Raw genomic sequence first — 14481 nt, forward strand, 5'->3', positions numbered from 1 at the left:
TGTAATTTGCCTATTAAACCGGATTTGGAATTAACTATCTTATTGTATGATCCGCTTTATCTCGATAGTCCAATTTACCTTTTGAATAGAATTTAGATTTATGCAAAAAATTACTTTCTTGGCTTTCATTGGCCTAGCAACCATGCATTTGGCAGGATGTAGCCAAAAGCAGCAAAATAATTCAGCCAGTGAAACTTCCACACCAAAACCCAATATCATTTACATTTTAGCGGATGACCTTGGTTACGGGGATCTAAGCTTTAATGGTCAGGAGTATATAGCTACTCCAAATATTGATAAATTAGCCAAAGAAGGTTTGTTTTTTAACCAGCATTACTCGGGCTCAACAGTTTGTGCACCTTCTAGAAGTACCCTGGTTTCAGGCTTACATACGGGGAATGCACCTGTAAGAGGTAATTATGAAATCAAGCCCGAAGGACAATACCCGCTACCAGATTCGGTATTTACAGTTTTTGAATCTTTAAAAGCGGCAGGCTATGCTACGGGTGCATTTGGAAAATGGGGACTGGGTTATCCCGGTTCTGAAGGAGATCCTAATAAACAGGGTGTGGATGTGTTTTTTGGTTACAACTGCCAAAGAATGGGGCATAACTATTACCCTTTTCACTTATGGGACAATCAGGACTCCTTGGTATTAGAAGGAAATGCGGGTACTAAACTTGAAAAATATGGACCTGAACTTATCCATGAAAAGACTTTAGATTTTATAACAGACAATAGTCAAAATCCTTTCTTCCTTTATGTACCTACAATAATTCCACATGCAGAATTAATCGTTCCTGAGGAAATCATGAAAAATTATAGAGGCAGGTTTGTAGAAACTCCTTACGAGGGGGTTGATGAAGGGAAAGATTATAAAATTGGTGGTTACATGTCTCAAGAAGAACCACGTGCTGCTTTTGTGGCAATGGTAGAGTTACTAGACAAGCAGATAGGAGAAATTGTAGCCAAATTGGAAGAATTAGGTATCAGGGACAATACCATGATCATTTTCACCTCAGACAATGGTCCGCATAAAGAAGGAGGAGCTGATCCTGATTTTTTCAACAGTAATGGCCCATGGAGAGGGTATAAACGAGATCTTTACGAAGGAGGAATTAGAGTGCCTATGATTGCCAATTGGCCCGGTAAGATCAAGCCTGGACAGACGGATCATATTTCAGCATTTTGGGATATTTATCCTACCATTGCAGAATTAACTGGAAGTGAACTTCCTAAAAATACCGATGGAATATCTTTCGCTCCTATTCTTACAGGAAATAAGGACAATCAAGATAACCACGAATACCTGTATTGGGAGTTTATAGAGCAGGGAGGAAAACAGGCTATTAGAAAAGGTAAATGGAAAGCCATTCGACTTAACCTAAGGAAAAACAACAATCCTCCAATTGAATTGTATAACCTGGAAGAAGATCCTTCAGAGGAAAACAATTTGGCAGAAAAATATCCAGATTTAGTTAAAGAATTTAAAAAATTGATGGAGTCCAACCATAGTCCAAATCCAGTATTCAAGTTGTATGCTTCCGAGTTGGAGCAATAATTTCCCTCTAAACAAACCCAATAATAATGCTGAATAGAAAGAACATTTTTATAAATTCATTGTCCCTGATGATTTTAGGGCTTTTTTCATGTACTTCAGAAGAAGTTGAGAAGGCTCCTAATGTAGTGTTTATCTTGGTTGATGATATGGGGTATGCTGATTTAGGCTACGCAGGTTCTCCTTTTTATGAGACACCCAATATTGATAAATTGGCCAGTGAAAGTTATCAGTTTACCAATGGGTATTCAGGAAGCAGGGTTTGTAGCCCTGCCCGTGCTACCATTATGACCGGACAATTTACTGCAAGCCACGGTATCACAGATTGGATCGGAGCAAAAACAGGGGAGACCTGGAGAGAACATAAAAGACATGACCCTATGTTGCCGGCAACTTATCAGTATCACCTTCCAAAAGAGAGTACTACAATTGCCGAAGCCTTTAAAGCCAATGGATACAAGACATTTTATGCCGGGAAATGGCACCTCGGGGATGAAGGAAGTTATCCTGAAGACCATGGCTTTGATGAAAATGTAGGAGGCTGGGACAAAGGTTCTCCCGCAGGAGGCTTTTTCTCCCCTTACAAAAACCCCAAGCTTAAAGATGGCCCGGATGGCGAAAATCTAACCCTTAGGTTGGCAAATGAAGTAGCTCATTTTATTGAACGAAGCAAAGATGAACCTTTTCTAGCCTTTTTGTCCTTTTATGCTGTCCATGCTCCTGTACAAACGAGCAGGGAAAAATGGGAGAAGTACAGAGACAAGGCCGAAGCTATGGGCATAGCAGACCATGGTTTTGAAATGGGAGATAAACTACCCTATAGAATCGTTCAGGATAATCCAAATTATGCTGGTTTGGTGGAATATGTTGACGATGCAGTAGGCATTGTCATGAAACAGCTCGAAAGCCTAGGCCTAGCAGAAAATACCATTGTCGTGTTTACTTCTGATAATGGGGGGGTAGTAGCCGGGGATGCCTTTGCAACCGCCAATCTCTTGGTAAAAGGAGGGAAAGGTCATCATTGGGAAGGAGGAATTCGGGTTCCTTATTTAATAAAGGTACCAGGAACCCAACCACAAGCACCAATCGATTATCCGGTTGTGGGAGCTGATTTTCTCCCTACATTGGTGGATTTAATTTCAGGGGATGTGGACTTTTCTCAGGAAGTTGAGGGCACAAGCTTGAAACCCATATTCGAAGGAGATAAATTGGATGAGCGTGCTATTTTCTGGCATTATCCACATTATGGTAATCAGGGAGGAGTGCCTTCAGCCATGGTAAGGCAAGGTGAATGGAAGTTGATTAGGTATTTTGAAGATGGACATGAAGAATTGTACCATATAACTGAAGATGCATTCGAAGAGAATGAACTGTCTGCTGCTCATCCTGATAAAAAAGAGGCCCTTTCTACTTTATTGGGCAATTACTTGGAAGGTAAAGCAGTTTTAATGCCTACTCCCGATCAAGAATTCGACAAAGCGCTTTTTCAAAAGCGCATCCATCAAATGGAGAATGAATTGATGCCGAGGTTAGAAAAACAAAGACTTGATTTTCTAGATAAAGACTGGCAACCCAATGCCGATTGGTGGGGAAGTGAGCCTGCTAATTAATTTGGAGCTGATATAGAGCGTAATTTTGGCGGTAATGATGTGAAAAAAAAGTATCATTACCGCCATTTTTTATACTATTGAATATTTTGGGTTAAAGTGGCCATACCCAAAGAATAACAGGGATTCCTACTGCCATTACGAGTAAGGAAAGGGGCAATCCCGGTTTCCAATAATCCCCAAACTGATAACCTCCCGGTCCAAGAACCAGCGTGTTGGACTGATGACCTATAGGGCTAAGAAAAGAGGAGGATGCCCCTACTGCAATACTCATTAGAAAAGGGTCAGCGGACAGTTCCAATACGGATGCGATCTGCAAACCAATTGGAGCCATAAGTACAACCGTGGCGGCATTGTTAATTAATGCTGACAGGAGCATGGTAGTGAGCATAATTAATCCTAGCAAGGCCCAGGCTGGTAAATTATCCGAACTTGATAAAATCAATTTAGTTACTGTAGTGGCAGCACCACTTGTTTCGAAGGCTTCACCCACAGGTATCATGGCACCAAGCAAAACAATCACAGGCCAATCAATGCTGGTATAAAGGTTATTTAATGGAAGTATCCTACTAACCACCATTCCCATAGCTGCAAGCGTAAAAGAAATGGCAACTGGTAACCAACCCATCACCACGGCAATAATGGACAAAGCAAACAGGCCAACAGCCAATAAGGTACGCCTTGGTTTACCTATTTTAATGCTTCTTTTGGCCAAAGGGAAGCATTTCATTTCATTAAGCGTATCTGAAATACGGTTTCTTCGTAATTGTAAAAGCAAAACATCCCCTGAACGAAATACCTCATGATCAATCCGCTTAATTAAGGTCCTGTCTCCTCGGGACAATGCCAATAAATTGACATCATAGCGAGATCTCATGTGAATACTTGAGGCCGTTTGCCCTATTAATGGGGAACTTTCTTGGAGGATGCCCTCGGTATTGATTATCTCATTTTCATCCTCAATATAATCGATCAATTCTTCATCCCCAACAAGTTTAACTTGGTACTTGTTAACGAATTCCTCCAGGTCATCCGTATTGGATTCCAATACGATGATGTCATTCGCCATAAGCACAAAATAGCGGCTTGGCGCATGAATTCTTATTTTGTTTCTGACGATGCCAAGGGCTTTGACGTCTAATTCTTTGTCATCAATGATGAATTTTATGGCTTTGTTTTCAAGGGGTGAATTACTAGGAATGATGACTTCCGTAATATAGTTTTCAATTTTGAACAAAGCTTCATTGGCTTGATTCGAGGTCCTTTTCGGAATCAGTCGGTAGCCCACCAAAGAGATAAAAAGCACCCCAGCTGCTGCTATTGACATGCCAACGACGGTAAAATCAAACATGCCAAAAGCTACTTCACCACTTTGTGCACGAAAGGAAGCCACAATAATATTAGGAGGGGTGCCTATTAGTGTAGTCAAACCTCCCAAAAGGGAAGCAAATGCAATAGGCATTAAAATAAGCGAAGGAGAATAATTGTGCTTTCTAGCCATTTGAATGGCCACAGGCATAAAAATGGCCAAAGCGCCTATATTGTTCATAAAGCCAGAAGCAATTGCCACTGCAGCTGAAAGGGTGGCAATTTGTAAGGTGATATTGTTACCAACCTTATCCATAAACGCCACCAAAACATTGACGATTCCTGAATTTTCTAAACCTTTACTTACTACCAAGATGGCAGCTACTGTAATTACGGCAGGGTGGCTAAAGCCCATAAAGGCTTCATCATAAGGTACCAGACCAAGTATGGCAAGTAATATTAAAGCAGAAAGTGCGACAAGGTCGTAACGGATCTTTCCCCAAATAAAAAACAGAAGGGATAAGCCCAGCGTGGCAAAAACGATGATTTCTTCCATATATTGACCTAGGTAGCAATAGGTGCTGAAAGACAGGAATCGGGTATATTAAATGCGTTGACCAAAGGAACTGCGTCTTTACGTGTTTCCCAGCACAATTGATTGACCATTTTCCTTATGGCCTTGGCTTTACCACCTTCCATATAACCTTGTTCAAGGTACCAACCCTTATGGGTTTCGATTTGGTATAAGGCGAAAAGATCGCAAAGTCTTTTTAGTACCAGCTTCAATTCCGGATCAGTTGTTTGTTTGATTTTCTCAATAAACTGTTCTAAAATTACCCGCTCAATAAAAGCCATTCCTAAGGTGAATAAATGATGTTGTGCAACGTTCACTGCGTCAAAAGGGTCCATCCCTTCATCCATCAAACGCTTTAATCTTTTGGCAGCAGAATTCAGAATGCTACTTTCTCTGTACTGAAAAGCATTTAAATGAAAATCAGGGTCTAATAAATGAGTCTCATCAGTTTTTCGAATGATAAGTGGATTTTTCTCTGTGAGTGTAGTTTTTGTTTTAGTGACTACATAATCAATAACAGTGAACAAGTTCATGTTCTCAAATTGCTTCTTATAGGAACTAAGTCTACTTTTAGCTACTAACTGTAAAAGAACCGTATTGTCCCCTTCAAATGTGGTGTACACGTCTGAATCATTTTTTAAAGCGTCGATTCTGTTTTCAGACAAATATCCTTTTCCCCCACAGGCTTCTCTACATTCTTGTAAGGTGCTAGTATTGTGCCAGGTTACATAGGATTTCAAGCCTGCTGCCAGTGCTTCAATTTCCTGCATTTCGCTTTCTTTTCTATTTAGAAAGCGATCTGTCATGTGTTCCATTGCAAAATGACAGGCATAAGTTTTGGCAAGTAGTGGCAGAAGTCTCCGCTGATGCATGCGGTAGTTTAAGATAGGGACTTCTGATGTGCCATCAGGTCCAAATTGCCGGCGTTTGTCAGCATACCTTATGGCAATGGTTAGGCCTGACTTTGAAGCAGCAAGGGCCGAACGAGGTATTCCAATTCTTCCACCTACAAGGGTTCCAAGCATTGTGAAAAACCTTTTATTATCGCTAGCAATAGGACTTTGGAAATTGCCTTCATCATCTACGGAAGAAAATTTGTCCAACATATTTTCTTTGGGTACAATGACGGTGTCGAAGGCTATCAATCCATTGTCTACACCATTTAGCCCCATTTTTCTTCCACAATCTTCTATGGATATTCCAGGTAAGGTTTTTCCCTGATCGTCTCTTAGAGGAACTATAAAAGTGCTTACACCATAGTCTTTTCCATCAATTATCAACTTGGCAAAAACAGTGGCCATTTTCCCATGTAGTGCAGCATTGCCAATGTACTCCTTGCGGGCATTTATATGCGGGGTATGGATAGTGAAGTTTTTTTCGGCATGATTGTAAGTAGCGGTTGTTTCTATCCCTCTTACATTGGATCCATGATTGGTCTCCGTCATGGCAAAGCAACCTGGTAATTCAAGGCTTCCTATTGCTTTGAGGTATTTTTGATGGTGCTTTTTTGTTCCGAGCATTAATACACTCATTCCCCATAAGCCAAATTGAACACCAAACTTAATTACAGTACTCAAATCCCTATAACTTAGGGTTTCCATTACTGTAAAATAACCTTCCATGTCATTTTTTCCTCCATATTCTTTGGGAAAACCTATAGAGCCATATCCTTTATTAGCCAATATTTTACACCATATTAATACCTGTTCACGGAAATCTTTCAAGTTGCTCGGATCCACATAATCGAATTCTTTCTTGGCGATAAGAGATTTAACCTCATCGATTAATGGTTTTCTTTTTCCATCAAGAAGTGCTGTTAACTTGGCTATATCGAAGCCTACTTGTGTTTCGTAGGAGGTGGATATATTGGAGTGGGAGGATTTAAAAGTTAAAGCTGCAGATTTGCCTATGATCCCCAACTGGTCCTCCAAATTCCCCAATTCTTGTTCTACCCTGGACATGGGGAAAGTATGGGCTACTTCGGGTGCATATTTTTTAAGAATTTCAAGCCCAATACTTGAAAGATGGGGATAATTTGTGTTGTTATCAACAGCCAATTTTATTGTTTGCCACCACATTTCCATTTCTTCCCTAGAAGGTGGAGATTGTGGATCTAGCTTGGCTACTAAATATTTGCGGTCTTCTTCACTCAACCAATCTACCGTTTTGAAAAAGGATTGAAATGCTTGATGTTCGCTGTCGGTTAAAAGTGTATCCGACCATACCATATAAAGGGTAGGCAGTAGAACAAGGCTTCCATTGGTAGGCTGAGAAAGAAACTTTTCCATTTTTATTTCAGGTTTATGATTTAGTACTAAAAAGGTAAGAAAATATTTCTAACCCTTTCAATAATCTTACCAAAAGTTAAAAATGGATTGAGACAATTAAATTAAAGTGGATTTGGGCTAAAAGCTTTTAATCGATATTGTCCCATTCTTTGATGTTTTTTAAATTTAGACTATTGGAATCAAAGGTAGGGTCTAGACCTTTTTTTCTTTGATCTACATAGTCTTTTAATGCAGCCATTGCTGGCTTCCTTAATAATATTATGGCAATCATATTGAGCCAAGCCATCATTCCCACCCCAATATCACCTAAGGTCCATGCCAGCTCGGCAGTCCTTATAGTTCCATAAAAGGTAGCCACCAATATTAATACCCGTAATAAAAACACAGGCCACTTTCTGGTTTTGTCTCCTTGAAGGAAGCTTAGGTTGGTTTCAGCGATATAATAATAGGCCATAATGGTAGTAAAAGCGAAAAAAGCCAAAGAGATGGCAATGAATCCTGCACCTAAATCAGGAAAGTGTTGACTAATTGCGTATTGGGTAAATTCTGGTCCGAAAGTCACTCCAGGAAGGTTTTCTACTAAAAATCCACCTTCTGGATTGACTACATTGTACTGTCCAGTAAATAGAATCATGAATGCAGTAGCTGTACAGATAAAAAGCGTGTCAACATATACAGAGAAAGCTTGCACCAAGCCTTGCTTAACTGGATGACTTACTTCTGCGGCGGCTGCAGCATGAGGGGCTGTTCCCTGACCAGCTTCATTGCTATAAATCCCTCTTTTAATACCCCAGGAAATGGCCATTCCAAATATTCCACCGAATGTGGCTTCAGCATTAAATGCAGAGCTTATAATTAAATGAATCACTCCTGGAATTTCTGTGAAATTCAATATCATTATTATCACTGCCATGATGATATAAGCAGCAGCCATAAAAGGGACGACAATTTGAGCGACTTTTCCAATACGCTTTACACCTCCAAAAATAATAAGGGCAAGAAAAACACAAATTAGCAAGCCAGTAATCCAAACTGGTACATCAAAGGCATTTTCAACACTTATGGCAATACTGTTACTTTGTACACCGGGAAGAAAAAAGGCTGTGCTTAGGATGGTGGCAAAAGCAAACAAAACGGCATACCATTGAATTCCCAAACCTTTTGATATATAAAAGGCGGGACCACCTCGGTATTGACCATCTTTTACTTCTTTGTACATTTGACCAAGTGTGGCTTCAATGAATGCCGATGCACTTCCTAGGAAGGCGATGATCCACATCCAGAAAATTGCACCAGGTCCTCCCATGGCTATAGCTGTAGCAACCCCTGCAATATTCCCCGTTCCAACCCGGCCTGATATGGCAATGGCAAAAGCTTGAAAGGAAGTAACCCCTTTATCTGAAGACTCGCCACCAAACAATAATTTTATCATTTCCTTGAAATAGCGGATTTGAAGGAATTTGGTGACAATTGAAAAATAAATTCCGACACCTAAGCAAAGGACAATTAAAGCATTACTCCAAATGATGTTGTTTAGGGCGTATATTATGGACTCCATGTTGTTAGTTTGGTGTGGAAAGATTTGTTTTATATACACAAAGAAAACCTAAAATAGGGTTAATAATAATTTTGAGCCTAAAAAAATGTAGAAACATGCCTTGGTTTAACCCGAAATATGCAATAGACAATCTATTACGTGCTGAAATCGCTTCAAAATCAGCCACTTCGTTGCTGTTTGGATATTTCACCATAGCGGTGCTATGCTAAAATATCCAAACAGCCTGATTTTCTTGCGATTGCAACACTTCCCGTAAACACAGGACAGGCTATCACCCCTGACTATTGTCAGGACGGAGAAATCCTATTACATAATCCGGGTTTAAGTTTATTTTGAATGAACAGTAAAATTAATTGATGGTCAATGAAGATATTATTTTTCATTCTATAGCTGCTCTACTGGTAGGTAGAAGGGATTTTTACTCTCCAGTTAAGCCGACTTTAAAAGCTTGAATAAAACACTGTTAAAAATCATTACCTTTGCGTCCGATTGTAGCTAATTACAAATCTGACGGAAAAACAATATGAAAGAATTAGGAAAAATCAGCACCTTACCGATAAATCGGTTTACAGACAATGGTGCTTACCTCGCTTTAAGTGATGGGGATGAGTTATTAATACCTAAAAGGTACCTTAGTGGAGAGGAGAAAGAAGGGGATTTTAAGGAAGTTTTTGTTTACACAGACAGTGAAGACAGGCCTGTAGCAGTTACGGATTATCCATTGGCCTTGTTGGATCAGTTTGCTGTATTAGAGGTGAAAGATGTAACAAGTATTGGTGCCTTTTTGGAATGGGGACTGGAGAAGGATTTGTTTCTTCCCAATTCAGAAATGCGTCAGGATGTAAAACCTGGGGAAAAGGTTTTGGTGTTTGTTTGTGTGGATCACCGCACCTCGCGTTTGATTGGGGTGAGCAAGTATGAGGACTTTATTTTATCTGATACCAGTGGATTTGAAGTAGGGCAGGAAGTGAATGCCTTGGTTTTTGACAGCACTGGTTTAGGGTATAAGGTATTGATCAATGACTTTTATGAAGGTCTCATTTATTCAAATGAGGTCTTTAAACCATTGGCCATTGGCGATAAGGTTCGTGCATTTGTTAAAAAAATAAGAGAGGACAATAAGATTGATTTAATTATTACTCCTATAGGTCGTCAGAAATTTGATGAAGGAGCAGATCAAATATTAAGCCTCTTGCAGGATAAAAATTTTTTACCGCTTACGGATAAATCATCTCCTGAAATCATAAAGGAGACATTGGGAATGAGCAAGAAGCATTTCAAACAGTGCATCGGACAACTGTACCGGAAAAAGATCATCGTAATAAAAGAAGATGGCATATATAAGGTTTAAATGACCTCATAAAGTTTATTTTATCAATAATATTATTGAAAAAAGGAATTAGTAGGAAAATCTGCTATTTTTGCCCTGTTCACTATTTTAAGATCAACCTGATTTTTCGTTAAATTGATCGTTGATCAAAGGCTTAATAAGCGGTATTTACATCTTGTAATTTGATTAGAGTATAGAATGAATAACAAAACTGAAGTGTTTTTAGGCATAGATGTGGGAGGAACTCACGTAAAAATAGGCTTGGTAGATACCCGTGGTCAAATTATTCAATTTGGCAAAGAGGAAACAGCATTACTTCGTAAAAGTGCACAGGGTTTTAATAAGGCTTTTGTGGAGGTAGTTGGAAAATACCTTAAAAGTAATCCTGAGGTAAAACATGTTGGAATAGGCCTTCCAGGCTTAGTAAGTAAAGACAGAACGACCACATTAGAAATACCAGCCATTTCTGAACTAAATGGTTTTAATTTAAAGGGAGCGCTTTTAGAAAATTACCCAGATATTATTTTTCATCTTGAGAATGATGCTAGTGCCGCTGCTTTAGGTGAATTCCATTTTGGGAAAGAAAAAATTTCTGATAATTACCTATTTATTACCTTGGGTACAGGCATAGGAAGTGCCCTTATTCTTGACAAAAAAGTGTTTAAAGGTGTTCGTGGTAATGCCATGGAAGTTGGGCATATGCTCTCTAGGGGAAATAGCAGGCTAGAACCTTTAATCGGAAGAAATGGTATTCTCACTATGGCTGCTAAGATGATAGAGCAGTATCCAGATGAAATTGGTGAATTAAAAGACCAGGAATTGGGAATTCACTTACTGGTAGCTTCTGCGAAAAATGGAAACGGAATTGCTTTAAGAACTTTTGCCGAATTAGGTGCAATTTTAGGAGAAGCATTGGTGTCCACAATACGTATTTTGGATGTTACTGAGGTGTATTTTGGAGGTGGTATATCAGCTGCCCTTCAGTTTATCCAACCTCAAATGGAGAAAACAATTCGTCAATATTTAAGTCCTTATTACCTTAATGACTTAAAGTTAGAAAGAGCTACATTAGAAAATGATGCAGGCACCTTAGGTGCAGCAGCATTATGTTTTATGGATTAAGGGTGGTTACCGTAACTTCACTTACCTTATTTATAGCATTGAGTCGAAAAAGAACCTTTAGGGGTTCTTTTTCTATTTGTTGCTCACAGCGATCTGAAGGTTCGAGGAAGTAGATAAAAAAGCTTTGACTCTTATCTACAAGCTCTACCCGATCTGGGCGGCCAAAAGTAATGATGATTTCTTGGTTGTTTTTTGCTAGAAAAGTGTTTTTTAATTTCCTTATTTCTTCCACATCCTGAAGGCGTAAACCTAGGCAACCATTACGGTCCTTTTTCCAGTTTTCCATATTTATGGCCCCAGTATCTAATTTCCCTGAACAAGAAAAGCCTGAGGCAAGTATAATTAATATGAAAAAGGAAAAGGTAATTGATTTGTAAGCCATGATATATTGGTAAAGGTTGCAAATAATCTTGCAAAATTAGTGGGATTGTTTGATTGACTTAGTATGTATGTAAGAAAAATACAAGTATTTTTAAAAATTCAGGGTAATTGGTTCAGAGGCTGATAAATGATACGTTTTGTTTTGGTACTTCATAATAACATTCCGATCTGTTTCTACACGATGAATCTTCCCCTTCTTTAACTGAAACATAAAAAGACATTTTTGGTCAAAGGTCACATCGACAATTCCATCCCCATCTAAATCCATAGCTTCTCTTTCTCCTCCCGCAGCATGAACTCCACGGTATTGATTTCCCTCAATACTAGCCAGTGCAGTGCTAAAGCCATTTTTTTTCCACTCAAAAGTTTTCTTTATTTCTTTAGCACTTATTCCTGAAGCTGATTTAGGATATACTAAAAGATCTATGGAAGGGTCTTTTGATTCAAACCTAACAGGTTTTAACCAACCATAAGTGCTTTGGATGGATTCCCCCGAACTGTCTGTTTGAATGTCCTCATTAAGGCCTATAAAATATTGTTGGTCTCCATTTACGGAAAATCCAGTATGTGCGGAATTTTCGCTTATTTCTGTTAAGAGTTGATTACCATCATTTTCTAATAAAGGTACTGTCAGACCGAAGGGTAGGTCTTGGGCATTCTTTAGTCTGGTAACCAGAAGATCTGGAGTTAGAATAAATTCCTGACTAAAATAGGGCCCACCTCTACCTGTTACAAAATTATAATGGATGGTGAACCGAACCAATAGAGGATGAACAAAATGAATTTCAGCCTCTGCCTGATAAGTAGCAGGCACATCAGCTATTCTTACCCAATGCCCTCTTTCCATCCATTCAGGACCAAAGCTTATTCCAGATTGTGGGCGATAACTGTCTACTAAGGTTCCATTTCCCGTTTTCATCTTAAAGGAAGGTGTTTTGGTAAGGTCGTGCTCCCCATCCGAGGGACCTAAACGTCCGTCCCAACCTGATTTTACCATTCGTACAGCACCCAATGGGGTCCAGCTCAAACCGTATTTTGGTACCGTAGCTCCTCTTAGGTTTATCATCACCTGAAAACCTCCGGCATTGGCAAAGAAGGCGCCAAATCTATTATCAGTGGTAAAGGCATAACCTCCAATTTCTGTAGGGGCAGGGAATTGAGGTATGGCCGATTGTCGAATAAGCCAGGCTTCCGATAAATGTTGGATAAATGCCCCGGTATAATTTCCCCATTGACTGGCTGGTTGGTAACCAACTCTGTCTCCAGGATCAAAATGATTTTTGGTGATGTAAAAAGAGCCAGAGAAGGGACCTGATTTTCTTTGCCAGCGATGGATACTTTTAAAGGCAAGGTTGGCAGCTCTTCTGTATTGACCAGCGAGGTATTTATTGCCATTTTTCCAAGCATCTTCTGCCATTACTTCAAATGCCAACTGGTACAATACATCATTGAAAATATGATTGTCAGTTCTTCCGTTTGGTGGCGCCTGACCATCAGGTGCCTGTGTATATAGGCTGGTGTATGTCCCTCTTCTTACTGCTTCAAGGATTTCAATTGAGGAGGGCCCATCATAGCCCTCAGTAGCCAATGCAATTAGATTCCCTCTGCCAACAGCTTCCACCGCCAGGGATTGAGGATCACTGCTCCAATCTTGATACATGTTCCATTTGTCATTGACAATTCTGATCTTCTGACTGTATTGTGTCCATGCAGTTTCTATAAATTCAGTAGCAAATGCTTTGGTGCTAAGTTGATGTTGAGCACGATTCCATTCTCCTTTCATCGCATAGGTACGCCAATTGTTTGTTCTGCCATCTAAATTTTGCATGACCTCAACCAAAGGTGTTTTCATTCGTTTTTGCCAAAGCTCAAATTGTTTTTTAGAGACATGGGGTTGGTAAAGAGCTAAAGCATTGCTTAGCGGGCTAATAAAAAATTCCCCATGTTCGTCAGGGATAGCTTTACTGCCTTGAGAAAAGGCCAGCGTACTATGCTCCATGGCTTTTATTCCTGCCTCTTTAAGTAAATCACCATGCTCAGCTTTTAGAAGAACCCCAACAGCAAAGGCAAAATACGGAGTGGAATACTGGTGCTCTCGATGGAGGTAGGGGTCTATGATGGCTCCTTTCTCGTCCTGCTGTTTTGCTACCACCAAACAGGTGGCTTCTATGAGTTTTAAGAAAGCGTCTTTGTGTACTTCTTCGCTTTCCCAAGGTATAGCAGTAAGATGAAATGGTTGTGTGATTTGTGCTTGTTGATTTGAGTTTTGGGCCAACAGAACCTGAACTGACAAAAAATACAGGAAGACGACTGTTGAAAGTGATTTAAGTAAATTGTAATTCATTTTAATTCAGGAATTTGATGTGAATTAACTGTGTATTTGAAGTAAGAATAGTGATTAAATGGGCAATTTGTAACATGGAATAGGTTTATAATATTAAACTTATTTTTCAATCTTGAGAAGGATAAGGCCTTTTTACTATTTCTAAAACCATCCTATCCAAGCATACGTGGGTCAGCATTTTTTTATTTATCGGATTTATATAGCCTAGCTCCGTTACAATGGTATTCTAAATTGGTATAATTTAAGATTTTTTTCAGAATTTTAATATTTTGAATTTAATGTATTTACCTCCTATTAATTCCTTGCATTCAGTTGAAGAACTTTTATTATAGTTTATTTTTTTAAAATGATTCTTTTGAATTTCGTAATTATTTATTCTCTGTAAGAATTATATGCCGTATTTATTAAAAT

The 14481-nt window shown here is 39.2% G+C and carries 9 protein-coding genes; 4 read left to right on the forward strand and 5 right to left on the reverse strand.

From position 1 onward, the window contains the following. The first annotated feature begins 100 nt into the window (after window positions 1-100). The gene (locus tag CA2015_RS19285; protein ID WP_048643374.1) at window positions 101-1561 is read left to right on the forward strand and encodes an arylsulfatase; all 1461 of its coding nucleotides are present in this window, start codon (window positions 101-103) and stop codon (window positions 1559-1561) included. Window positions 1562-1587: 26 nt separating this feature from the next. Continuing rightward, window positions 1588-3168 carry a sulfatase gene (locus tag CA2015_RS19290; RefSeq protein WP_048643375.1) on the forward strand — a complete coding sequence of 527 codons (1581 nt, stop codon included), beginning with the start codon at window positions 1588-1590 and terminating at the stop codon, window positions 3166-3168. 91 nt (window positions 3169-3259) lie between these two features. Here the strand turns inward: CA2015_RS19290 and CA2015_RS19295 are convergent, their stop codons facing one another. From CA2015_RS19295 to CA2015_RS19305, 3 genes are all read right to left on the reverse strand, one after another. Then, the gene (locus tag CA2015_RS19295; RefSeq protein WP_048643376.1) at window positions 3260-5029 is read right to left on the reverse strand and encodes an SLC13 family permease; all 1770 of its coding nucleotides are present in this window, start codon (window positions 5027-5029) and stop codon (window positions 3260-3262) included. Window positions 5030-5037: 8 nt separating this feature from the next. Further along, window positions 5038-7335: an acyl-CoA dehydrogenase family protein gene (locus CA2015_RS19300; RefSeq protein WP_048643377.1), complete on the reverse strand. Its 2298-nt coding sequence runs from the start codon at window positions 7333-7335 to the stop codon at window positions 5038-5040. A gap of 127 nt (window positions 7336-7462) precedes the next feature. After that, window positions 7463-8893 (reverse strand): alanine/glycine:cation symporter family protein, encoded by a 1431-nt coding sequence (locus CA2015_RS19305; protein ID WP_048643378.1) that lies wholly within the window; start codon window positions 8891-8893, stop codon window positions 7463-7465. Window positions 8894-9416: 523 nt separating this feature from the next. Here CA2015_RS19305 and CA2015_RS19310 point away from each other — a divergent pair. Both CA2015_RS19310 and CA2015_RS19315 read left to right on the forward strand, forming a co-directional pair. Further along, window positions 9417-10244: a CvfB family protein gene (locus tag CA2015_RS19310; protein ID WP_048643379.1), complete on the forward strand. Its 828-nt coding sequence runs from the start codon at window positions 9417-9419 to the stop codon at window positions 10242-10244. Between the two features lie 177 nt (window positions 10245-10421). Continuing rightward, the gene (locus CA2015_RS19315) at window positions 10422-11345 is read left to right on the forward strand and encodes an ROK family protein (protein ID WP_048643380.1); all 924 of its coding nucleotides are present in this window, start codon (window positions 10422-10424) and stop codon (window positions 11343-11345) included. On the opposite strand, the gene CA2015_RS19320 is transcribed toward CA2015_RS19315, so the two are convergent. Both CA2015_RS19320 and CA2015_RS19325 read right to left on the reverse strand, forming a co-directional pair. Next, a complete protein-coding gene (locus CA2015_RS19320) occupies window positions 11335-11727 on the reverse strand; it encodes a hypothetical protein (protein ID WP_048643381.1) in 393 nt (130 codons plus the stop codon). The genes CA2015_RS19315 and CA2015_RS19320 overlap by 11 nt on opposite strands. A gap of 90 nt (window positions 11728-11817) precedes the next feature. Then, entirely contained in the window at window positions 11818-14070 is a 2253-nt protein-coding gene (locus CA2015_RS19325; protein WP_048643382.1) for a hypothetical protein, read from the reverse strand. Window positions 14071-14481 lie beyond the last annotated feature (411 nt).

Origin of the sequence: Cyclobacterium amurskyense, from assembly GCF_001050135.1 — a bacterium.
GTDB lineage: Bacteria > Bacteroidota > Bacteroidia > Cytophagales > Cyclobacteriaceae > Cyclobacterium > Cyclobacterium amurskyense.